The organism is Pseudoalteromonas sp. SaAl2 (assembly GCF_052947895.1).
The window spans coordinates 3,777,146-3,800,599 of the sequence record NZ_CM129605.1 but is presented as its reverse complement, the minus strand read 5'-3'; the positions used below and the strand labels follow the sequence as shown (position 1 = coordinate 3,800,599).

The window sequence follows — 23,454 nt, the reverse complement described above, 5'->3', positions numbered from 1 at the left end:
TCCGAAAACAGATCAACCCTTTTTTGAAGAAAACTCAAAATAAAGTACTGTTAGCTGAGTATTTGAACGAAACGTATGAAAACAGAGCTAATCTAGGGTAATAAAGTCTATTTATAGTGCTTTAAACTAGAAATTTAATTAATAAAGCTTAATACACGATCTTAATTCAGTAAGATCAACACTGGGATCTTATAGATTAAGTAAATGGTAGGTTGTTTTATCGAGGAAGATATTTGCTCAGAAATAGGTTTATCAATAATTATATGCCAAGAAGATACATTAAAGATAAATAGAGAATAGATGAAGTAGATTAGGAATGAAATTATAGGCATTAAAAAGCCGAGCATAAGCTCGGCTTTTTGGTGTCTTTAAGACTTACTCAGCAGACTGCGCGTCTTCTTGAACTTCTTCGGTTGCAGTTGTGCGACCTACTAGTTCAATATAAGCCATTGGTGCATTATCACCAGCACGGAAGCCACACTTAAGAATACGAGTGTAACCACCTGGACGATCCGCATTACGAGGACCGATTTCGCTGAACAATTTACCAACTACTTCATTATCACGCGTGCGAGCAAACGCTAAACGGCGATTTGCTACACTGTCAGTCTTAGCCAGTGTGATTAAAGGTTCAATTACACGGCGTAACTCTTTCGCTTTAGGCAAAGTAGTTTTGATGATTTCGTGTTTCACCAAAGAACCCGCCATATTGCTGAACATCGCTTTGCGATGGCTGCTGTTACGGTTTAATTGACGACCACTCTTACGATGGCGCATGACCCTATCCTTCTAACTAAACTAATATAGTGATTTAGATTATTCAGCTAGGCTTGCAGGCGGCCAATTTTCTAGGCGCATGCCTAGAGAAAGACCACGTGAAGCTAGCACGTCTTTAATTTCAGTTAGAGACTTCTTACCTAAATTAGGCGTTTTAAGAAGCTCCACTTCTGTGCGCTGAACTAAATCACCGATATATTGAATTTGCTCGGCTTTCAAACAGTTTGCAGAACGTACTGTTAGTTCAAGATCATCAACTGGACGAAGTAGAATAGGATCGAATTCAGGCTTCTCTTCTTTCTCTTCTGGTTCAGTTACATCACGTAAATCTACGAATGCATCTAATTGTTCAGCTAAGATAGTAGACGCACGGCGGATCGCTTCTTCAGGATCTAAAGTGCCGTTTGTTTCCATATCAATGATTAACTTGTCTAAGTCTGTACGTTGTTCAACACGTGCTGATTCAACCGAGTACGCAATACGTTCAACTGGGCTAAATGATGCATCAAGCAACAATCGGCCAATTGGACGCTCATCGTCATCAGAGGATAAACGGCTAGACGCCGGCACATAACCACGACCGCGTTCAACACGAATACGCATGCTGATATCGCTGCTATCTGTCGTTAAATGACAAATAACGTGATCTGGGTTAGCAATTGTTACATCGCCATCGTGCTGAATATCTGCCGCAGTCACAGGGCCTACACCAGACTTAGTCAGGGTCAGAAAAACTTCATCTTTACCTTCTAAAGTTACTGCTAGACCTTTAAGATTTAACAGAATTTCAATGATGTCTTCTTGTACGCCTTCTTTCGCGCTGTATTCATGCAATACACCGTCGATTTCAACTTCGGTTACTGCACATCCAGGCATAGACGAAAGAAGTATACGGCGTAAGGCATTTCCCAACGTGTGGCCAAAGCCACGTTCTAATGGTTCTAAAACAACTTTAGAACGTGTTGGGTTGATAGCGTCGATATCGACTAACCTTGGTTTTAGAAATTCTGTAACAGAACCCTGCATTTTATCCTCTCTTAACTCTTAACTTTACTTAGAGTAAAGTTCGACGATTAGTTGTTCATTAATGTCCGCAGACAGGTCTGAACGCTCAGGTAGGCGTTTGAAATTACCTTCCATTTTCTTACCGTCAACTTCAACCCAAGTCGGCTTTTCACGTTGCTCGGCTAGTTCTAGAGCAGCGATGATACGCGCTTGTGTCTTAGACTTTTCACGAATAACTACTACATCTTCTGGAGTAATTACGAATGAAGGAATGTTCACAACACGACCATTAACTAAAACCGCTTTATGGCTTACTAACTGACGTGCTTCTGCACGTGTGCTTGCAAAACCCATGCGGTATACAACATTGTCTAAACGTTGCTCTAAAAGCTGTAACAAGTTTTCACCTGTGTTGCCTTTAAGGCGAGCAGCTTCTTTGTAGTAGTTACGGAATTGCTTTTCTAATACACCGTAGATACGACGTACTTTTTGCTTTTCACGTAATTGTAAACCGTAATCAGATAAGCGACCTTTACGAGCGCCGTGCTGACCAGGTGCAGTCTCAAGTTTACACTTAGAGTCGATAGCTCTTACGCCGCTCTTAAGGAACAGGTCAGTACCTTCACGACGACTCAGCTTGAGCTTAGGGCCCAAATATCTTGCCATGTTATTTCTCCTAACCTATTGTTAAACGCGACGTTTCTTCGGTGGACGACAACCATTATGTGGTATTGGCGTCACGTCAGTGATGTTGGTGATACGGTAACCAGCAGCATTCAAAGCACGTACAGCAGATTCACGACCTGGACCTGGACCTTTGATGAAAACTTCTAGATTTTTTAAACCGTATTCTTGAGCAGCAGTACCTGCACGCTCTGCAGCAACCTGAGCAGCGAATGGTGTAGATTTACGTGAACCACGGAAACCTGAACCACCGGCAGTAGCCCATGATAGTGCATTACCTTGACGGTCGGTAATTGTAACAATAGTGTTGTTGAAAGAAGCATGAACATGAGCCATACCATCAGCAACTTGCTTTTTAACCTTTTTACGACGAATTGGTGTCTTAGCCATAATACTATCCCCTTATCGCTTAATAGGCTTACGAGGACCCTTACGGGTACGCGCGTTAGTCTTGGTTCTTTGACCACGTAGTGGTAAAGAGCGACGGTGACGTAGGCCACGGAAACAACCAAGGTCCATAAGGCGCTTGATATTCAAAGTAACTTCACGACGAAGATCACCTTCTACAGTGTACTTGCCAACTTCTTCACGAAGTACGTCAAGTGTTTCGTCTGAAAGTTCACCGATTTTTGTGGTCTCGGCGATACCAGTCGCTACTAAGATAGCCTTAGAGCGAGTCTTACCTATGCCATAAATAGCTGTTAAACCAATAACTGCATGTTTATGATCAGGGACGTTAATGCCAGCGATACGGGCCACTAACACATCTCCTATATTTGAATTTGGTTATCATCTGTTTGAAGAGCCCGTAAGGATACTCAAACGAAGACCAAATCACAATTGAAAACACAGGCCAAGAGATCTCAGCCTGCACGACTTATTTAATTAGCCTTGCCTTTGCTTATGCTTTGGCTCACTGCAAATTACACGTACAACACCGGCACGTTTAATAACTTTACAGTTACGGCATATTTTCTTAACGGAAGCACGTACTTTCATTGCTCAACTCCGTAAACTGACCTTATCGACCGTAGCCTTTAAGGTTCGCTTTTTTCAGCACAGAATCATATTGATGTGACATCATATGAGTCTGTACTTGTGCCATAAAGTCCATGATCACAACAACGATAATCAAAATTGATGTACCGCCGAAGTAGAATGGCGTTTGCCATGCCATGGTCATGAATTCGGGCACCAGACAGATAAAGGTTATATACAAAGCACCTGCCAATGTCAGGCGTGTCATCACTTTATCAATGTATTTCGATGTCTGCTCACCTGGACGAATACCTGGGATAAATGCGCCAGATTTTTTCAGGTTATCTGCTGTTTCACGCGGGTTAAACACCAACGCTGTATAGAAAAAGCAGAAGAAGATTATAGCCGCAGCTAAAACTAATGCATACAAAGGTTGACCTGGAGTCAACGTTGTAGCAATGGCTTGTAGCACATCAGCGACCGGACCTTCACCCTGGCCGAACCAGCTGGCAATAGTACCAGGGAACAGAATAATACTGCTAGCAAAGATTGGTGGAATAACACCCGCCATGTTAACTTTTAGTGGTAAATGCGTGCTTTGAGCAGCAAATACTTGACGACCTTGCTGACGCTTTGCGTAGTTCACAACGATACGTCGTTGACCACGTTCAAAGAATACAACGAGATAAGTTACAGCGAATACAATTACAGCAACCATCAACAGTACTAGAATATTCAGATCACCTTGGCGCGCCATTTCGGCTGTCGAACCAATAGCAGACGGCAAGTTTGCTACTATACCAACAAATATTAGAACCGAGATACCGTTACCGATACCGCGCTCTGTAATTTGCTCGCCCAACCACATAAGGAACATAGTACCGGTTACTAAACTCACCACAGCGGTGAAATAGAAACCTAAACCTGGGTTAACAACTAACCCGTCCATCATGCCCGGTAAGCTTGTGGCAATACCGATTGATTGGATAGTAGCAAGCAAAAGCGTGCCATAGCGTGTGTACTGGCTAATTTTCTTACGCCCTTGTTCACCTTCTTTCTTAAGCTCTATAAACGGCGGATACATATGCGTTAATAGTTGCGTAATAATCGAAGCTGTAATGTAAGGCATAATACCCAGTGCTAACACTGAAGCTCGCTCAAGTGCACCACCGCTGAACATGTTAAACATTTCAACAATGGTGCCCTTTTGTTGCTCGAAGAAATCGGCAAGTACAGCGGCGTCAATCCCAGGGATCGGCACAAATGAACCTAGACGGTAAATAATGATAGCGCCCAATACGAATAGTAATCGACGTTTCAATTCCGAAAGTCCACCTTGTGCACTTTGCATATCTTGACCTGGTTTAGCCATTAGTACTTCCTTAGTCTTCTACCTTGCCTCCGGCAGCTTCGATAGCCTCGCGAGCACCTTTAGAAGCCTTAAGGCCTTTAACGGTAACTGCGCGTGAAACTTCGCCAGATTTAACAACTTTAACGAACTGAACGTTCTTTTTAACTAGACCAGCTGCTTGTAACGTACCTAGGTCTACCACATCGCCTTCAACTTTAGCGATTTCGTATAGGTTAATTTCTGCAGATACTAAAGATTTGCGAGAAGTGAAACCGAACTTAGGTAGACGACGTTGCATAGGCATTTGACCGCCTTCAAAACCAACGCGTACTTTACCGCCAGAACGTGATTTTTGACCTTTGTGACCACGGCCACCAGTCTTACCAAGACCAGAACCGATACCACGACCAACACGTTTACCAGCAGATTTTGATCCTGCAGCAGGAGAAAGTGTATTCAAATGCATTCGAATTACCCCTCAACCTTAACCATGTATGAAACTCGGTTGATCATACCACGTACACATGCTGTGTCTTCTAACTCAACAGTGTGATTGATACGACGTAAACCAAGACCGCGTAATGTAGCTTTATGCTTCGGTAAACGACCGATAGAGCTCTTTACTTGTGTTACTTTTACAGTTTTATTAGCCATGGTTTACCCCAGAATCTCATCTACTCGAAGACCACGTTTAGCAGCGATCGACTGAGGAGAATTCATATTCTCAAGAGCTGAGATCGTTGCACGTACAACGTTGATCGGGTTAGTAGAACCGTAACATTTAGAAAGTACGTTCTGCACACCAGTCACTTCAAGTACTGCACGCATAGCGCCACCTGCAATGATACCAGTACCTTCAGATGCTGGTTTCATGAACACTTGTGAGCCAGCATGACGCCCTTTAACAGGGTGCTGTAATGTGTTGCCATTTAGGTCTACGTTGATCATGTTACGACGTGCTTTTTCCATTGCTTTTTGAATAGCAGCTGGAACTTCACGTGCTTTACCATAACCGAAACCTACTTTACCTGCGCCGTCACCAACTACTGTTAGTGCAGTGAAGCTAAAGATACGACCACCTTTAACTACTTTAGACACACGGTTTACCGCGATTAGCTTTTCAGCTAAATCAGGCTGTTGTTGCTTTGCTTCTACGTTAGCCATTGTCTACTCCTAGAATTGCAAACCGGCTTCACGCGCAGCATCTGCTAGCGCCTTCACACGGCCGTGATATTTAAAGCCACTGCGATCAAAAGCAATCTTTTCGATGCCTTTGTCAGCCGCACGTTCTGCAACAAATTTACCAACTGCTTGTGCAGCTGCAATGTTGCCTGTGCCTTTAACTGTTTCGCTAATAGCTTTCTCAACAGTAGAAGCAGCAGCCAGTACACTACCCTCAGCATTAACTACTTGAGCGTAAATGTGACGTGGCGTGCGGTGGATAACAAGACGCGTTGTGCCTTGTTCAATATAATTTCTACGAGTGCGTTTAGCACGACGTAGACGAGCTGTTTTTTATCCATCGTCTTACCTTACTTCTTCTTAGCCTCTTTACGGCGTACATTCTCATCTGCGTAACGAACACCTTTACCTTTATAAGGCTCTGGTTTACGGTATGCACGAATGTTAGCAGCTGTTTGACCAACTAACTGCTTGTCTACGCCCTTAACTAGAACTTCTGTTTGGCTTGGAGTTTCAATCGTAATTCCTTCAGGAACTGCGAAATTAACTGGGTGCGAGAAACCAAGAGTTAAATCTAATGTTTTACCCTTAGCTGCAGCACGATAACCAACGCCTACTAACTGAAGTTTCTTCTCGTAACCTGTATGCGTACCAACAACCATGTTGTTGATAAGAGCGCGAGCAGTACCTGCTTGTGCCCATGCATTGGCTACGCCTTCACGAGGTAAAGTTGTAATAACGTTGTCGTTAACTTGTACTTCAACAGCGTTGTTGATAGTACGTGTTAATTCACCGTTTTTGCCTTTAACTGTGATTTCCTGGCCTTTTAATGTAACTTCTACACCGGCAGGAACGTTTATTGGTGCCTTTGCTATGCGAGACATAGTTCCCCTCCGATTAAGCTACAAAACCAATGATTTCACCACCAACACCAGCACTACGTGCGGCGCGGTCTGTCATTAGGCCTTTAGAAGTTGATACGATAGCGATACCTAGACCACCCATTACCTTCGGTAATTCGTCACGTCTCTTATAGATACGTAGACCAGGGCGGCTAACACGCTGGATGTTTTCAATAACAGCTTTGCCTTCGAAGTATTTCAACTCGATAGAAAGCTCAGGTTTAACATCGCCGTTTACTGCGAAATCAGTGATGTAACCTTCGTCTTTTAATACTTTAGCTACCGCTACTTTCAGCTTTGAAGTTGGCATCGTTACAGATACTTTCTTCGCTGATTGACCGTTACGGATACGTGTGAACAAATCCGCGATAGGATCTTGCAAGCTCATAGTCTTACTCCCGTGATTCTATTACCAGCTAGCCTTTTTAAGGCCAGGAATTTCACCGCGCATAGCTGCTTCGCGAACTTTAATACGGCTCATGCCGAATTTGCGAAGGTAACCATGTGGGCGGCCCGTAATGTTACAACGATTACGTTGACGTGCAGGGCTAGAATCACGTGGTAAAGCTTGTAGCTTAAGTACCGCGTCCCAACGATCATCGTCAGATGTTTTCACATCGCTGATGATAGCTTTTAGTGCTGCGCGCTTTTCAGCGTACTGAGCAACTAATTTTGTGCGCTTTGCTTCGCGCGCTTTCATAGAATTCTTTGCCATAACCCTACCCTTATTTCTTGAATGGGAAGTTAAACGCTTCTAACAACGCACGGCCTTCCTCATCTGTTTTCGCAGATGTAGTGATTGTGATATCCATACCGCGTACACGGTCTACTTTATCATAATCAATTTCTGGGAAGATGATTTGTTCACGTACGCCCATGCTGTAGTTACCACGTCCATCGAAAGACTTAGCACTTACACCACGGAAGTCACGGATACGTGGGATAGCGATTGAAACCAAACGCTCAAAAAAGTCCCACATACGCTCGCCGCGTAAGGTTACTTTACAGCCAATTGGGTAGCCTTCACGCACTTTAAAGCCAGCAACAGATTTGCGTGCTTTAGTGATTAAAGGTTTCTGACCAGAGATAGCTTCTAGATCCGCAACAGCGTTATCTAAAATTTTCTTGTCAGCTAGGGCTTCGCCCACGCCCATATTTAATGTGATCTTTTCGATCTGAGGGACTTGCATGACAGAGCTGAAACCAAACTTCTCTTGAAGTTCAGCAACTACTTTGTCTTTATATACTTCATGCAGTTTCGCCATCATTCTACTCCAACTATTAGATAGTTTTACCAGTAGATTTAAAGATACGTAATTTCTTACCATCTTCAATCTTGAAACCTACACGATCTGCTTTACTCGTTTCCGAGTTGAAGATCGCAACGTTTGATACGTCGATAGACGCTTCTTTTTCAACAATGCCGCCAGCTTGGTTCAATTGTGGAACCGGCTTTTGGTGTTTCTTGATTAAGTTTATGCCTTCGACAAATACTCGACCAGACTCGGTAACAACTGAAAGCACTTTGCCGCGCTTACCTTTGTCTTTACCTGCTAGAACGATTACTTCGTCATCACGACGGATTTTTGCTGCCATGATTGACTCCTTACAGTACTTCTGGGGCTAGTGAAACGATTTTCATGAACTTGTCATTACGAAGCTCACGAGTCACAGGGCCGAAAATACGTGTACCAATTGGCTGCAAGTTATCATTTAAGATAACAGCCGCATTGCTGTCGAAACGGATCAAAGAACCGTCAGGACGACGAACGCCTTTCTTAGTACGCACAACTACCGCGTTTTTAACATCACCTTTCTTCACTTTACCGCGAGGAATCGCTTCTTTTACAGAAACTTTAATGATGTCACCAATCGCTGCATAACGACGGTGCGAACCGCCTAAGACTTTAATACACTGCACTTTGCGAGCGCCGCTGTTATCAGCAACTTCCAGCTGAGTTTGCATTTGGATCATGTTAATGACCTCCGGTGTAGTTATTACAACTTGCCTTAAATCGTTTAAAATCAAGACATTTAGATTAAATACCCACAAAAAAACAACTAAGTTGTCTCTTAAGGGCGGGCAATTGTATCAGCATTGAGGGGGTAGTGGTAGGTTATTTTTTAATTAATTTATAATTCTAGTGCTCGTTAATTTAACGCTAGATAATAATTTGCTGTTTAACAGCTGCTTATAAATCAATCAGAGCATAATTATACCCTGATTGATTTTTATTCGACTTATTATTGCTGTATTAACCAAACAAGCCTTTTAATTTATCTTTAATTTTATCTTTTGCTTTTTCTTTCACTTCGTCTTCAGCTGCTTTACTCACATCTAGACTGATACCAACATCATGAAAAGGGCCTTCGATTCTAATAGGGATTTTAAAACCAGTACTATCATCTGTTGTGCCTTGCCCTTCAAGTGAATCTACAATCCCTGTCACTAACCGATAATTAACAGTGGTCATTGGTAAATCAACATCACCTTCACCACTAATTCTAATTAATGGGCTTAACATAGATAAGTCCGTGTTTTTACCAATCCCGTTACTAAAATTAAAGCTACCTGTTAAGGCTGAGAAATCTGTTTGCTCAGAATTATCAAAACCAGTATCAAGTCCTTCAGATACTGCTCCAATATTTCCTTTTATCAACTCTTTACCTTTACGAACCATCTCAGCAATGTTTGCACCTTTGACCGCGCCATCTGCAAATTCAAACGCTAGCTTTCCTTGTAATGCACTGATGAAGCTTTTTTGGCTATCGCCACTTGTGGTTAAATCCCAATTTAGTGATCCCTTCCCCATTAACTTATCAAAGCCTGCTACATCGGTTAGCAGAGGTTGCGCATCGATTGCATCTAAAGCAAAGTTGGTGGCGATTTTATAAGGGGTTTGTTGTGCATTTATCGTCACCTTACCTTTACCATTACCTTCATAAGCAGCAAATTTATCAAGAGTTAGATTCGCTACTGCATTTTTAAGATTGACTGTAAATTGGTTTGCACCGAGCTTGATCTCATTTGCTTTTAAACCGCTCGAGCGAATAACAATATTTGCATCAAGGGCATTTAAGCCGCTTAAATCCATTTTTGTGTCATCCCAGACAATTGGTTGTGCTGGGTCATCACTTTTAGGTTTAGGTGTATCTGCTTGCGCTACCGCTTCTGGTAAGTAAGGATTTAGATCAAGCATACCTAAATCGATATCTGCATTAACAGTTAAACGCTGACCTAGATTGATATTACTACTACCTTTGATTTGTAATGCATCAAGTGTAGCTAGCAACTCAGTTAATGTGAACTTTTCACCCTGCAAGCGCATTTTACCTTTCACATTAAAAGCATTGAACGCATTCTCTTTTGCATTTAGTTCTATGCCTTGCCAGTTCGCAATATTTTTAACTGAATCGCCACTAAGTGATAGTTGACCTTGAATATCTTGACCTTGTTTAGCAATCGAACCTTTAAAGTCGACATCTACCAGACGCGACGATAAAGCCTTTGTCACATTAAAGGTATTACCTTCTATTGCTTTAGCTGGTGTATCTACTTTTACATCAAGCTCAAAACGCTCTTGCATATATGTAATAGCACCTTTTATTTCAAGCTCCTTGCGTAATGAAGGTAATAAGATTGCTAGATCAAGATCGCTTATCTGTTGCTGGGCACCCGTTTTACCATCTAAGTACGTGAAGGACCCACCATAAATAGCCACTTCACCTAGCTCTATATCAAAACTATCAGGTAGTTTTACAGCCTCACTATTTTGAGGTGAAGCTTCAGGCTGCTTTGCTACGGCATCAAAAAGCTGCCAGTTTGCTTTACCGCTTTTATCTGTCTCTAACAGAATATTTGGTTCATTAATGACGAACTTTTCAAGTTTAAATTCACCACCAAATAATGAAAACCATGGAATATGAATTGCTAACTGTTGCATGCTAGCCATATCAGGACGTGAACCTGTTTGCATATTCGCAAAATGTACATCATTAAGCTCAAGCTTTAATGAAGGAAACACTGAGAGTGACTTATCACCCTGAATAGTTAAACTCCGCCCAGTTGTTTGCTCAACTTGTTCTGATACTTTATTAAAGATTGCATCGGTAGGGATTAAAAACGGCGCGGCAACGATTAAAGCAACAAGCAGTAACAGTATAACACCAATAACTTTAAATAAGGTTTTCATGATGGTCCTTTCAAATGTGCAAATAATACTCTTATCATAGCGGGAGTTAGCATTAAAATCATTGCTATAGCTATAAAAAAGCCATTTCCTCGCAGTTACACCTGCAATATAAATTCACCCTGAAACATTTTGATACCTTTAGGTTACAAAAAACAATTGACCCGCTGATACCCTTAGGTTACATTGATACCTGTAGGTTACAAAGACACAAATTAAAACTTTCACAGGATGGATATTATGAAACAACAAGATATTAAAACCGAAGAACAATTTATGAGTCAGAATATATGGCTTAGTATAAGCACAAGCATGGTTTTGTTACTTCTCAGTGTTTACTCACTAATAAAGCAAGATAACGAAGGGTTATTAATTGTTGGAATGGTTTTTTTTTATGGAGTTATAGTGGTTATTTACCTCATTAAAGGGGGCTTCCCGTTAAAAATGTATTTTCAATACGCTTATAAAGATGAGTACCTAAATACTATCGATACTAGTGCATATAAACATTCAATTTTTGCACTTGTTTTTTGCCTTCTTGGCATTTTTCATAAAGGCGATGCAATAGCTAGTGAGGTTTCGCATGCAACTATGGCAGTATTCTACATAGGGATCATGCTTTTGGGATATGGCGCTTCATTGCTTTGGCAGAGCCGTGATTAGGAGTTAATGTGCACAACCATATAGCTGAATTTCGCAAAGCTGCAGGACTGTCGCAACAAGAACTCGCTGATGCGATTAGTGTGTCTCGTAAAACCATTAGCACAATCGAAACATCACGCTTTACGCCGTCAGTGATCATTGCATTGAAGATAGCGCAGCACTTTAACACCTCGGTTGAGCGGCTATTTTCACTTGATGAAACTGACTAAATAAAATGATGTAATCTCGATACTTTCACCGTTATCTTGATTGCATCCCCAGCATACTTCGGTATGATGCACGGCCCTGTCGCTTTTAGCTAATTTGCGCTAAAATAGACAACTGAAAAAGTATCTAAGCGGAGTATCCTCAGGCATGAAAAAATTGCTAATTTCACCTTCAAAAATGGCGTTAGGCGAACAAGAAAGTCAAATTTATCAAAATATTTTAAAACAGGCTTCTGAAATCAGTCTAAACCTGATGGCGGTTAAAATAGAAAATCACCCTGAAGACTTTTTAGGTTGGTGCTACGAATTACTTAGCGCTAGTAAAGATCGTATCAACTACGATTTACTCGAAGCGAATCAATTACCCATTTTAAAAAAACTACATGATCAATTAATAACCGCAATTAGCTTTTTACAATTGAAAACATTACGTGTTGCCCCATGGCCTGTTGTTAGTATGTTTGTAGAGCAGCATAAGGAACTTATCGCTTTAGACGAACAGTTGCGATTAACAAATTATATTGCAAGCCTACGCGAGCAACCGTTAAAAGAAATGATTCCAGAGGATTTACTCACCTTTTGCGGTAAACACTCCGCAGCATTAGATCCAAGCACTTATAACTTTGATGTTGAGTGGTTCTCATCAACTAAAAGCGCGAAAGGCTTTCATCAGATGATGGCTGATTTACCTGGGCTATTTGATGACGCACTGGTAAATATACCGCTTGAAGGCGAAGTTAGTGAAGCTAACTATCAACAATTTGTTATTGGATATTTACTTGCATTTAATGGCAGTGATGAAAAACCAACATTAGCCCCCGCTACTCGCCTATTAGCTATGCGACGCCCTGATATTTTCACGCCAATTAATAATACCCGACTAGATGCGCTTTGCTCAGCACTTGGTATTACAAAGCTGAATAACCGTGACTTTGAACGCTATTGGCAAGATATAGTCCAAACTATACATGCTATGTCATGGTTTAAGATGGCTACGGGCAGCAATGAGCTAGAACAACAGCTTGTATCTATTAAAGCTTTACTGCCTTGCTTATTTTATTATGCAGATAAATCTACAGCTGATAGTTCAAATTACATTAAGCTACTAAATAAACCTAAACGCAGCGCTTCCACTTCGACTAAAGCAGTACGCCGTGGTAAAGAGTCTGCTGAGATTTTAGTTGACCGAGCGCTTTCTAGCGATGAAATACCTGAGCATATTCGAGCCAAGCGAGACTCTATCATCAGCGAAGTGCAAAAAGGTCGTGGCGTTAATGAAACTATTAGCCTTATGCGCACTATATTCGGCTAAAGTATCAAGTAATTAACGAATGTAGGGCTGCATGATCCTTGTGCAGCCTTCTATATTTACGCACTATTAAAGTGCACATTATTAATCCAAATAGTTTCACGCCTCCCCTATTGATAAACTTATCTATCTGTTTTTTAGAAATAAATGCATAAATATTAAATATTAAATTTAACTTGGCATAAGCAGTGCAATTACTTTTGTTAGACAACAATAAATGGGCATCACAATCTCAGAGACTGCAATCTCATTAATAATTGTGAACCAAAATCAACATAACAACAGGATACGAAACATGCTAAATCTAAAAAAATCAGTTGCATTAAGTGCACTTGTATTAATGGGCCTTACATCTACTGCCGCACTTGCTGAAGTAACAGCTAATGCAGCTGCGACATCAAATTACTTATGGCGTGGACAAGAACAAACCGGTGGTGATGCAGCTGTGTCTGGTGGCATCGATTACGCAAGCGAGTCAGGCTTCTATGCTGGTACTTGGGCTTCAAATGCATCATGGGCTGATGAAATGACCTATGAGCTTGATTTATACGCAGGTTTTGGCGGTGATATAAATGAAAATATGAGCTACGATGTAGGTTTCATTTATTACGCCTACCCTGATGCTGCATCTAGTGCTGATGCCGACTTTTCTGAAATTTACGGTAGCATCAGCATGGGTGGCTTCAGTTTTGGTGCTTCTGTATTGGCAAGCTCAGCTGCGAGCGGTGATGGTACAGACTTTGGTGACTCTTTATACCTAACAGCAGACTATGGCTTTGCAGTTGGTAGTAACGGCACTGAAATGGCGTTACACCTAGGTCATTATTCTGGTGATTTTATTGGTGACGATGACATTATTGATTATGGTATTTCAATCTCTAAAGATGGTTTCACTTTTGGCCTTTCAGATACAGATATGGATGATAGTGATATCAAAGCTTACGTCGCTTACGCGGTAGACTTTAGCTTATAAAAAGAATGTGTTACTTGCTGCAACACTAAGGGCCTCATGGCCCTTTTCTTGTTTTCGGATTTCGTTCAACTCAACCCAAGCTACGACGTTTAAACTCACACCGAGCAGCTTGCCAACTTTACTCTTGCAAACTCACTAACTTTTCTACAGGCATTAAAACCGACCACCGAAATGAGTTTGCTCTAACTGGATATCCAATTCTCGGGTTTCGTCAAACTCAACCCAAGCTACGGCGTTTAAACTCACACCGAACAGCTCGCCAACTTTACTCTCGCAAACTCGCTAACTACATACCCAATTCTCGGGTTTCGTAAAACTCAACCCAAGCTACGGCGTTTGAATTCACACCGAGCAACTCGCAAACTTTACTCTCGTAAACTCGCTAACTTTCTACTGGCATTAAAAAACCCGAGACTAAGCTCGGGTTTTTTAATGCTTAATGCATTACAACTGTTGATTACTCAACGATAGTTGCTACAACACCAGCACCTACAGTACGGCCACCTTCACGGATAGCGAAACGAAGACCTTCATCCATCGCGATTGGCGCGATTAGAGTCACAGTCATCTTAACGTTATCACCAGGCATTACCATTTCTACGCCATCTGGTAACTGTACGTCACCTGTTACGTCAGTTGTACGGAAGTAGAACTGTGGACGGTAACCTTTGAAGAATGGAGTATGACGACCACCTTCATCTTTCGAAAGTACATATACTTCTGAAGTGAAAGTAGTGTGTGGCTTGATTGAACCAGGCTTAGCTAGTACTTGACCACGTTCAACGTCTTCACGCTTAGTACCACGTAGAAGTGCACCAATGTTCTCACCTGCACGACCTTCGTCAAGAAGCTTACGGAACATCTCAACACCAGTACAAGTAGACTTAGTAGTCTCTTTGATACCAACGATTTCAACTTCGTCATTCACGTTGATGATACCAGCTTCAACACGACCAGTTACAACTGTACCACGGCCTTGGATTGAGAAAACGTCTTCGATAGGCATGATGAATGGCTTATCGATGTCACGCTCTGGCTCTGGGATGTAAGAATCTAGTGCTTCTGCAAGCTCAACGATCTTGTCTTCCCACTCTTTCTCACCTTCAAGTGCTTTAAGAGCTGAACCTTGAATTAGTGGTAAGTCATCACCTGGGAAGTCATATTCAGAAAGAAGTTCACGAACTTCCATTTCTACTAGCTCAAGTAACTCTTCGTCATCAACCATGTCACATTTGTTCATGAATACGATGATGTAAGGAACGCCAACCTGACGAGAAAGTAGGATGTGCTCACGAGTTTGTGGCATAGGGCCGTCAGTTGCAGCAACAACTAGGATAGCGCCGTCCATTTGAGCAGCACCAGTGATCATGTTTTTAACATAATCGGCGTGTCCAGGACAGTCTACGTGTGCGTAGTGACGAGTAGGCGTATCGTACTCAACGTGTGAAGTTGAGATTGTGATACCACGCTCGCGCTCTTCTGGAGCGTTATCGATTGATGCGAAGTCTTTAGCTACACCACCGTATACTTTTGCAAGTACGTTAGTGATTGCTGCAGTTAGGGTAGTTTTACCGTGGTCAACGTGGCCGATTGTACCAACGTTTACATGCGGTTTTACGCGTTCAAACTTTTCTTTTGCCATCTTAAAAAATTCCTATAAAGAAATTAAAGGTTAAGCTCGTTATTGAGCCAAACCAAGCTAAAAATTACTTAAGTGCGAGCTGCAATTATTTTATCTGCAACATTTTTTGCGGCTTCAGCGTACTTCAAAAACTCCATAGAGTATGAGGCACGGCCTTGTGTTGCAGATCGCAGATCAGTTGCATAACCAAACATTTCAGAGAGCGGTACTAAAGCGTTAACTTGTTTAAGTCCACCTAGCGCTTCTTCCATGCCTTCGATCATGCCGCGACGACGGTTTAAGTCGCCAACTACATCACCCATGTTTGCTTCAGGAGTGAGTACTTCAACCTTCATCATTGGCTCTAAGAGTACAGGGTTTGCATCAAGTGCGCCCTGCTTCATTGCCAAAGAACCTGCTATTTTAAATGCCATTTCATTCGAATCAACATCATGGAATGAACCATCATATAAAGTCGCTTTCACGCCAAGTAATGGGTAGCCTGCCAGCACACCTTGAGCCATTTGCTCTTGGATGCCTTTATCTACCGCAGGGATGTATTCTTTAGGAACTGAGCCACCTACGGTTTCGTTAACGAACTCGTAAATTGGGGCTTCATCATCCGAAATATCCATCGGTTCAAGTTTAAGCCAGACGTGACCATATTGACCACGACCACCTGATTGACGCACGAACTTTCCTTCTACCTTAACGGTATCACGAATAGCTTCACGGTAAGAAACCTGCGGCTTACCAACGTTACATTCAACACTGAATTCACGTTTCATACGGTCGACAATGATATCGAGGTGAAGTTCACCCATACCAGAAATTATAGTCTGGCCTGACTCATCATCAGTTTGTACGCGGAAAGATGGATCTTCAGCCGCTAGTTTACCTAGTGCGATAGCCATCTTGTCCTGGTCAGCGATTGTGCGAGGCTCAACCGCAACAGAGATTACTGGTTCTGGGAATTCCATACGCTCAAGCGTAATTTTAGAATTCGGATCACACAGTGTTTCACCTGTTGTTACGTCTTTAAGACCAATAGCCGCCGCGATATCGCCTGCGTGGACTTCTTTGATCTCTTCACGTGAGTTTGAATGCATCTGAACGATACGACCAAGGCGCTCACGCTTACTTTTTACTGGGTTGTAAACCGCATCACCCTGTTTAACAGTACCAGAGTAAACACGGAAAAAGGTTAAAGTACCAACGAACGGGTCTGTTGCAATCTTAAAAGCAAGTGCAGCAAACGGTGCGTTGTCATCAGCTGGACGTTCTTCCTCAGTACCATCTTCAAGAATACCTTGAATTTGTTTCACTTGTGTTGGTGCAGGCATATATTCAATAACGCCATCAAGCACAGCTTGAACGCCTTTATTTTTAAATGCACTACCACAAGTCATTGGGACGATTTCGTTCGCTAATGTACGCTGACGCAAAGCTGCTTTAATTTCAGCTTCGCTCAGGTCTTCACCTTCCAAATATTTATCCATTAGTTCTTCAGAGGCTTCAGCAGCACTTTCAACTAAGTGAGAGTGCCATTCTTCAGCGAGCTCTTGAAGTTCTGCCGGAATTGCCTCATAAGAGAAAGTCATGCCCTGGTCTTCAGAATTCCAGTTTATTACTTTCATTTTTATAAGGTCAATTACACCTTTAAAGTCGTCTTCAGCGCCAACAGGCAACTGAATTGGAACAGGCGTTGCTCCAAGACGAGATTTCACCTGGCTAACAACCGTTAAGAAGTCAGCGCCCGTGCGATCCATTTTATTTACGAAGATCATTCTCGGAACTTCGTATTTGTTCGCTTGACGCCAAACTGTCTCAGTTTGCGGCTGTACACCTGATGAAGCACAAAGAACAACTACCGCACCATCAAGTACACGTAAAGAACGTTCTACTTCGATAGTGAAATCTACGTGTCCTGGAGTATCAATGATATTGATACGATGGTCGTCAAATTGCGCGTCCATCCCTTTCCAGAAACACGTTGTTGCAGCAGAAGTGATTGTGATACCACGCTCTTGTTCCTGCTCCATCCAATCCATAGTTGCGGCGCCATCATGTACTTCACCGATCTTATGAGAAAGACCCGTGTAGAACAGAACACGTTCTGTTGTGGTGGTTTTGCCTGCATCTACGTGAGCAACAATACCGATATTACGATAGCGCTCAAGTGGAGTTGTACGTGCCATATGATCCTCTTAAAGGTTAAGGGCAGATTACCAACGGTAATGAGCGAATGCTTTATTCGCTTCAGCCATACGGTGAACGTCTTCACGTTTCTTAACCGCAGTGCCTTTGTTGTCAGCAGCGTCAACGATTTCTTGAGCTAAACGTAAGCCCATAGATTTTTCGCCACGCTTACGTGCAGCGTCTACTAACCAACGCATACCTAATGCGTTGCGACGTACTGGACGTACTTCAACTGGTACTTGATAAGTTGAACCACCAACACGGCGAGATTTAACCTCTACCTGTGGACGGATGTTATCAAGTGCAGACTCAAAGATTTCAAGGTGCGATTTGCCTGATTTCTCAGCAGCCACATCTAGCGCACCGTAAACGATTTTTTCAGCAGTAGATTTCTTGCCGTCTAACATTACGATGTTAACGAATTTTGCAAGAAGTTCCGATCCGAACTTAGGATCTGGAAGAATTTTACGTTGACCTATTACGCGTCTTCTAGGCATTTTGTATCTCCGGTTTATTCAGGTTTGCTCTTTCGAGACAATAACCCAAAACAATAATTAATAATATTTAGTGCTTGGCCTTACTAACGGAATACAATTAGCCCTTAGGGCGTTTTGCACCGTATTTAGAACGAGCTTGACGACGGTCGCTTACGCCTGCACAGTCAAGTGCACCACGTACAGTGTGGAAACGCACACCTGGTAAATCTTTAACACGACCACCACGGATTAGGATTACACTGTGCTCTTGAAGGTTATGACCTTCACCACCGATGTATGATGTTACTTCGAAACCGTTAGTTAAACGTACACGAGCTACTTTACGTAACGCCGAGTTTGGTTTCTTAGGTGTAGTTGTATATACGCGAGTACATACACCACGCTTTTGCGGACACGCTTTAAGCGCAGCTGAGTTACTTTTAGTAACCTTGCTACGACGTGGCTTACGCACTAGCTGGTTAATAGTTGCCATTTAAATAGCTCCTGAAATTAAAATTACTACTGAAAAAAATAAAAAAATCCGCCCTTTTTACAAGCTCGTTACAAACGCGCAGGTAAATGGGTGGCGGAATTTTAATGAGCAAAGATTAACCTGTCAACATAAACCGTTAGCAAGGCAGTAGATATCTGCCTTGCTAAAATCTAATCTATTGATTAGATTAAGTTTATTGATTTCCAGATAAATCAGCGTTTAAAGCATCTGTTAGTGCTTGAGTCGCCTCTTCTGCACTTACTGTTTGCTCTTCAACAACTAAACTTTGCTTACGACGTGCCATACGATCTTGATGATACGCAAAACCGGTACCGGCTGGGATCAAACGACCCACAATTACGTTTTCTTTAAGACCGCGAAGTTCATCGCTCTTACCATTTACAGCGGCTTCTGTTAGGACACGAGTTGTCTCCTGGAACGAGGCTGCCGAGATGAAAGATTCTGTGGCTAGTGATGCTTTAGTGATACCCATTAATTGGATTTCATACTTAGCAGGTAACTTGCCTTGAGCTTCTAAGTCGCGGTTTGCGATATTAACGCGTGCCACTTCAATTTGCTCACCGGCTAAGAATTCACTATGGCCGCCGTCAAGGATGGTACATTTACGGATCATCTGACGGATAATTGTTTCAATGTGTTTGTCATTGATCTTAACGCCTTGCAAACGGTAAACCTCTTGCACTTCGTTAACGATGTAGTTAGCAACATGAGTTACACCACGTAGGCGTAAGATGTCATGTGGTGATTCAGGACCATCGGCGATAACTTCACCTTTAGACACTTGCTCACCTTCAAACACGTTAAGTTGACGCCACTTAGGAATCATTTCTTCGTAATGATCGCCTTCAGGTGGAGTAATAACTAAACGCTTCTTACCTTTAGTCTCTTTACCGAAGCTAATAGTACCTGTGATCTCAGCTAAGATAGCTGGCTCTTTAGGTTTACGCGCTTCAAATAAGTCGGCTACGCGTGGTAGACCACCCGTGATATCACGAGTTTTCGAACCTTCTTGCGGGATACGTGCTAACACGTCACCAGGGTTTGCAGTCGCACCATCTGTTACTTCAATCGTAGTGAATGAAGGAAGACGTGTTTCTTGCAAGCCGCGCTCTTCACTTTCGATGATAAGCTTAGGCTCTTTCGCATTCGCTTTAGCAAGATCTTTAACAACAATACGAGTTAAACCGGTTAATTCATCAGTTTGTGTCTCTGTATTCGAGTCATCGATATCGCTGAACGATACTTTTGATTTATGCTCAAGAACGATTGGGTGACTATGCGGGTCCCAAGTAGCAACAATGTCGTTACCTTGAACTTCAGCATTATCTTGAACTGTTAATACCGCACCGTAAGGTACTTTATAACGCTCTTTCTCACGACCATAGCTATCGATGATAGTGATCTCAGTAGAACGTGAGGTAATAACAATCTTACCGTCTGTATTTAATACATATTTAGCGTTGTGCAGTTTTAATGTACCGTTAGTTTTAACTTGTACATTATTTTCAGCAGACGCTCTTGATGCCGCACCACCGATGTGGAATGTACGCATCGTAAGCTGTGTACCCGGCTCACCGATTGATTGTGCCGCGATAACACCAACTGATTCACCCGCGTTGATGATATGACCACGTGCTAGGTCACGACCATAACACTTAGCACATACACCAAAGTCGTTATCACAGGTGATAACTGAGCGTACACGAACTTCATCCACTGAGTGCTCTTCAAGAAGGTCACACAGTTTTTCATCAAGCATGATATTACGTTCAACAAGTACTGTATTAGTACCTGGAATAACGATATCTTCAGCAACAACACGACCAAGAACACGTTCGCGAAGTGCTTCTACAACATCACCACCTTCAATTAGTGGTTTCATTGTTAAGCCATCTTCTGTGCCACAATCGTCTTCGTTGATTACCAAATCTTGTGCAACGTCTACTAGACGACGCGTTAGGTAACCCGAGTTCGCTGTTTTAAGTGCTGTATCGGCAAGACCTTTACGCGCACCGTGCGTTGAGATGAAGTACTGAAGTACGTTTAGACCTTCACGGAAGTTAGCCGTGATTGGCGTCTCGATGATTGAACCATCTGGACGTGCCATTAGACCACGCATACCTGCTAGCTGACGGATCTGAGCGGCACTACCACGAGCACCTGAGTCGGCCATCATAAACACTGAGTTAAATGACGGTTGCTCTTCTTCTTCACCTTTCGCATTGATAACCGTGTCTTTTGACAAGTTGGCCATCATTTCACGTGATAAGTTTTCATTTACACGTGACCAGATATCGATAACTTTATTGTACTTTTCACCAGCCGTTACAAGACCAGATTGGAATTGTTGGTTGATTTCAGTTACTTCAGCTTCTGCTGCTTCAATGATTGATGCTTTAACTGGTGGGATAACTAAGTCATCGATACCAATTGAAACACCTGATTTCATTGCGTAGTGGAAACCGGTGTACATAACTTGGTCAGCAAACACAACTGTGTCTTTTAGACCTAGACGACGGTAACACTCGTTTAATAAGCTAGAAATCTGCTTTTTACCTAATGCTTGGTTGATTGACTCAAACGGCATGCCTTTAGGTAAAATTAGAGACAGAATTGCACGACCAACAGTGGTATCGATGATAGTGATAGTATCTTCTACTACACCATTTTCGTTCTTCACTGATTGGCTAATACGAACTTTTACGCGAGCGTGAAGTTCAGCATTGCCACTACGGTATGCTTTTTCTGCTTCTTTTGGATCTTTAAATACAGTACCTTCGCCTTTCGCATTAATGCGATCACGAGTCATATAATAAAGACCCAATACAACGTCCTGTGAAGGAACGATGATTGGCTCACCATTAGCAGGCGATAAGATGTTGTTAGTCGACATCATTAACGCACGTGCTTCTAGCTGTGCTTCAATCGTTAACGGTACGTGTACCGCCATTTGGTCACCATCGAAGTCGGCGTTGTAAGCCGCACATACTAATGGGTGTAAATGGATTGCTTTACCTTCGATAAGCACAGGTTCAAACGCTTGGATACCCAAACGGTGAAGTGTTGGTGCACGGTTAAGTAATACTGGATGTTCACGAATTACTTCGTCTAATACATCCCATACTTCCGGAACTTCACGCTCTACCATTTTCTTAGCAGCTTTGATTGTCGTAGCCATGCCGCGACGCTCTAATTTGCCATAGATAAATGGTTTGAATAGCTCAAGTGCCATCTTCTTAGGAAGACCACATTGGTGAAGCTTAAGTGTAGGCCCAACCGTGATTACAGAACGGCCTGAATAATCTACACGCTTACCAAGTAAGTTCTGACGGAAACGACCTTGCTTACCCTTGATCATATCAGCAAGAGATTTAAGCGGACGCTTGTTAGAACCTGTAATTGCACGACCACGACGACCGTTATCAAGTAGCGCATCTACCGCTTCTTGTAACATACGTTTTTCGTTGCGTACGATAATGTCTGGTGCTGCTAAATCTAGTAGACGCTTAAGACGGTTATTACGGTTAATAACACGACGGTAAAGGTCGTTTAGATCTGAAGTCGCAAAACGACCACCGTCTAGTGGTACTAATGGACGTAGATCAGGTGGCAATACTGGAAGTACTGTCATGATCATCCACTCAGGGTTATTACCTGATTGGTGGAACGATTCCATTAATTTAAGACGTTTAGTGATCTTCTTACGCTTAGTTTCAGAGTTAATTGTTGGTAACTCTTCACGCATCTCAGCAATTAGTTGGCCAAGATCGAGTTCACGAAGCAAGTCTAATACTGCTTCAGCACCCATCTTCGCTTCAAATTCATCACCGTGCTCTTCAAGTGCATCTAGGTATTCTTCTTCACCTAATAGTTGACCACGCTCAAGCGTTGTCATACCCGGTTCAGTTACTACGAATGATTCGAAGTAAAGAACACGTTCGATATCACGAAGCGTCATATCAAGCATTAAGCCGATACGTGACGGTAATGATTTTAAGAACCAAATATGCGCAACTGGGCTTGCCAAGTCGATGTGACCCATTCTGTCACGACGCACTTTAGTCAGTGTTACTTCAACGCCACACTTTTCACAGATCACACCACGGTGTTTAAGGCGTTTATATTTACCACATAAACACTCATAATCTTTCACTGGACCGAAAATACGGGCACAGAATAAGCCATCGCGCTCAGGCTTGAAAGTACGGTAGTTAATAGTCTCAGGTTTCTTTACTTCACCGTATGACCATGAACGAACCATGTCTGGTGAAGCAAGACCAATGCGAATTGCATCGAATTCTTCGGTCTTATTTTGTTGCTTCAGAAACTTAAGTAAGTCTTTCACCTTAGCTCTCCTGTCGGAGTTAATCTTGAGGGCGGATAATCTCGCCCCTACATTCTATTCGGCCGTAACAGGTGCTGTA

General features: G+C 42.4%; 26 protein-coding genes and 1 pseudogene. 4 read left to right on the top strand and 23 right to left on the bottom strand.

From position 1 onward, the window contains the following. Positions 1 to 375: 375 nt before the first annotated feature. From rplQ to ACU8V8_RS17880, 18 genes and pseudogenes are all read right to left on the bottom strand, one after another. The gene (gene rplQ, locus ACU8V8_RS17965) at positions 376 to 777 is read right to left on the bottom strand and encodes a 50S ribosomal protein L17 (protein ID WP_446888400.1); all 402 of its coding nucleotides are present in this window, start codon (positions 775 to 777) and stop codon (positions 376 to 378) included. A gap of 39 nt (positions 778 to 816) precedes the next feature. Beyond that, on the bottom strand, positions 817 to 1,803 hold the full coding sequence (locus ACU8V8_RS17960; protein ID WP_087532485.1) for a DNA-directed RNA polymerase subunit alpha: 987 nt from the start codon (positions 1,801 to 1,803) through the stop codon (positions 817 to 819). A 24-nt stretch (positions 1,804 to 1,827) separates the two neighbouring features. Then, positions 1,828 to 2,448 (bottom strand): 30S ribosomal protein S4, encoded by a 621-nt coding sequence (gene rpsD, locus ACU8V8_RS17955; protein WP_016710205.1) that lies wholly within the window; start codon positions 2,446 to 2,448, stop codon positions 1,828 to 1,830. Between the two features lie 21 nt (positions 2,449 to 2,469). Further along, a complete protein-coding gene (gene rpsK, locus ACU8V8_RS17950) occupies positions 2,470 to 2,856 on the bottom strand; it encodes a 30S ribosomal protein S11 (RefSeq protein WP_002959471.1) in 387 nt (128 codons plus the stop codon). A 12-nt stretch (positions 2,857 to 2,868) separates the two neighbouring features. Further along, positions 2,869 to 3,225, bottom strand: coding sequence for a 30S ribosomal protein S13 (gene rpsM / locus ACU8V8_RS17945; protein WP_058562133.1), 357 nt, complete (start codon positions 3,223 to 3,225; stop codon positions 2,869 to 2,871). A gap of 126 nt (positions 3,226 to 3,351) precedes the next feature. Beyond that, positions 3,352 to 3,465, bottom strand: coding sequence for a 50S ribosomal protein L36 (gene rpmJ, locus ACU8V8_RS17940; RefSeq protein ID WP_002959476.1), 114 nt, complete (start codon positions 3,463 to 3,465; stop codon positions 3,352 to 3,354). Between the two features lie 22 nt (positions 3,466 to 3,487). Beyond that, positions 3,488 to 4,816, bottom strand: a complete 1,329-nt coding sequence (gene secY / locus ACU8V8_RS17935; RefSeq protein WP_087532487.1) for a preprotein translocase subunit SecY — start codon at positions 4,814 to 4,816, stop codon at positions 3,488 to 3,490. Between the two features lie 10 nt (positions 4,817 to 4,826). Then, a complete protein-coding gene (gene rplO / locus ACU8V8_RS17930) occupies positions 4,827 to 5,261 on the bottom strand; it encodes a 50S ribosomal protein L15 (protein WP_016710202.1) in 435 nt (144 codons plus the stop codon). 5 nt (positions 5,262 to 5,266) lie between these two features. Next, on the bottom strand, positions 5,267 to 5,449 hold the full coding sequence (rpmD, locus tag ACU8V8_RS17925; RefSeq protein WP_004589203.1) for a 50S ribosomal protein L30: 183 nt from the start codon (positions 5,447 to 5,449) through the stop codon (positions 5,267 to 5,269). A 3-nt stretch (positions 5,450 to 5,452) separates the two neighbouring features. After that, on the bottom strand, positions 5,453 to 5,959 hold the full coding sequence (rpsE, locus tag ACU8V8_RS17920) for a 30S ribosomal protein S5 (protein ID WP_008115387.1): 507 nt from the start codon (positions 5,957 to 5,959) through the stop codon (positions 5,453 to 5,455). A gap of 9 nt (positions 5,960 to 5,968) precedes the next feature. After that, positions 5,969 to 6,310, bottom strand: a pseudogene (rplR, locus tag ACU8V8_RS17915) (50S ribosomal protein L18); the annotation flags it as partial. Positions 6,311 to 6,327: 17 nt separating this feature from the next. After that, the gene (gene rplF / locus ACU8V8_RS17910; RefSeq protein ID WP_446888399.1) at positions 6,328 to 6,861 is read right to left on the bottom strand and encodes a 50S ribosomal protein L6; all 534 of its coding nucleotides are present in this window, start codon (positions 6,859 to 6,861) and stop codon (positions 6,328 to 6,330) included. A 13-nt stretch (positions 6,862 to 6,874) separates the two neighbouring features. Beyond that, positions 6,875 to 7,267, bottom strand: coding sequence for a 30S ribosomal protein S8 (rpsH, locus tag ACU8V8_RS17905; RefSeq protein ID WP_087532490.1), 393 nt, complete (start codon positions 7,265 to 7,267; stop codon positions 6,875 to 6,877). 21 nt (positions 7,268 to 7,288) lie between these two features. Beyond that, the gene (rpsN, locus tag ACU8V8_RS17900) at positions 7,289 to 7,594 is read right to left on the bottom strand and encodes a 30S ribosomal protein S14 (protein ID WP_016710196.1); all 306 of its coding nucleotides are present in this window, start codon (positions 7,592 to 7,594) and stop codon (positions 7,289 to 7,291) included. A gap of 10 nt (positions 7,595 to 7,604) precedes the next feature. Beyond that, a complete protein-coding gene (gene rplE, locus ACU8V8_RS17895) occupies positions 7,605 to 8,144 on the bottom strand; it encodes a 50S ribosomal protein L5 (protein ID WP_036974030.1) in 540 nt (179 codons plus the stop codon). A gap of 16 nt (positions 8,145 to 8,160) precedes the next feature. Next, a complete protein-coding gene (rplX, locus tag ACU8V8_RS17890) occupies positions 8,161 to 8,475 on the bottom strand; it encodes a 50S ribosomal protein L24 (protein ID WP_087532491.1) in 315 nt (104 codons plus the stop codon). Between the two features lie 10 nt (positions 8,476 to 8,485). Continuing rightward, the gene (rplN, locus tag ACU8V8_RS17885; RefSeq protein ID WP_011329449.1) at positions 8,486 to 8,854 is read right to left on the bottom strand and encodes a 50S ribosomal protein L14; all 369 of its coding nucleotides are present in this window, start codon (positions 8,852 to 8,854) and stop codon (positions 8,486 to 8,488) included. A gap of 280 nt (positions 8,855 to 9,134) precedes the next feature. Then, positions 9,135 to 11,072: an AsmA family protein gene (locus ACU8V8_RS17880; RefSeq protein WP_446888398.1), complete on the bottom strand. Its 1,938-nt coding sequence runs from the start codon at positions 11,070 to 11,072 to the stop codon at positions 9,135 to 9,137. Positions 11,073 to 11,309: 237 nt separating this feature from the next. Here ACU8V8_RS17880 and ACU8V8_RS17875 point away from each other — a divergent pair, with 237 nt between their 5' ends. The 4 genes from ACU8V8_RS17875 (at position 11,310) to ACU8V8_RS17860 (ending at position 14,220) form a co-directional block, all read left to right on the top strand. Further along, entirely contained in the window at positions 11,310 to 11,732 is a 423-nt protein-coding gene (locus tag ACU8V8_RS17875; RefSeq protein WP_446888397.1) for a hypothetical protein, read from the top strand. An 8-nt stretch (positions 11,733 to 11,740) separates the two neighbouring features. After that, on the top strand, positions 11,741 to 11,941 hold the full coding sequence (locus tag ACU8V8_RS17870; protein ID WP_446888396.1) for a helix-turn-helix transcriptional regulator: 201 nt from the start codon (positions 11,741 to 11,743) through the stop codon (positions 11,939 to 11,941). 145 nt (positions 11,942 to 12,086) lie between these two features. Continuing rightward, positions 12,087 to 13,250: a hypothetical protein gene (locus ACU8V8_RS17865; protein ID WP_446888395.1), complete on the top strand. Its 1,164-nt coding sequence runs from the start codon at positions 12,087 to 12,089 to the stop codon at positions 13,248 to 13,250. A 292-nt stretch (positions 13,251 to 13,542) separates the two neighbouring features. Beyond that, complete coding sequence (locus ACU8V8_RS17860) at positions 13,543 to 14,220, top strand: TorF family putative porin (RefSeq protein ID WP_446888394.1); 678 nt, start codon at positions 13,543 to 13,545, stop codon at positions 14,218 to 14,220. 457 nt (positions 14,221 to 14,677) lie between these two features. Here ACU8V8_RS17860 and tuf read toward each other — a convergent pair whose 3' ends face one another. The 5 genes from tuf to rpoC form a co-directional block, all read right to left on the bottom strand. Continuing rightward, a complete protein-coding gene (gene tuf / locus ACU8V8_RS17855) occupies positions 14,678 to 15,862 on the bottom strand; it encodes an elongation factor Tu (RefSeq protein WP_446888279.1) in 1,185 nt (394 codons plus the stop codon). 68 nt (positions 15,863 to 15,930) lie between these two features. Then, positions 15,931 to 18,039, bottom strand: a complete 2,109-nt coding sequence (gene fusA, locus ACU8V8_RS17850) for an elongation factor G (RefSeq protein ID WP_099295629.1) — start codon at positions 18,037 to 18,039, stop codon at positions 15,931 to 15,933. Positions 18,040 to 18,066: 27 nt separating this feature from the next. Further along, a complete protein-coding gene (gene rpsG / locus ACU8V8_RS17845; RefSeq protein ID WP_004588211.1) occupies positions 18,067 to 18,537 on the bottom strand; it encodes a 30S ribosomal protein S7 in 471 nt (156 codons plus the stop codon). A 97-nt stretch (positions 18,538 to 18,634) separates the two neighbouring features. Next, positions 18,635 to 19,009: a 30S ribosomal protein S12 gene (rpsL, locus tag ACU8V8_RS17840; protein ID WP_002958885.1), complete on the bottom strand. Its 375-nt coding sequence runs from the start codon at positions 19,007 to 19,009 to the stop codon at positions 18,635 to 18,637. Between the two features lie 193 nt (positions 19,010 to 19,202). Beyond that, entirely contained in the window at positions 19,203 to 23,375 is a 4,173-nt protein-coding gene (gene rpoC, locus ACU8V8_RS17835) for a DNA-directed RNA polymerase subunit beta' (RefSeq protein ID WP_446888393.1), read from the bottom strand. Positions 23,376 to 23,454: the final 79 nt, after the last annotated feature.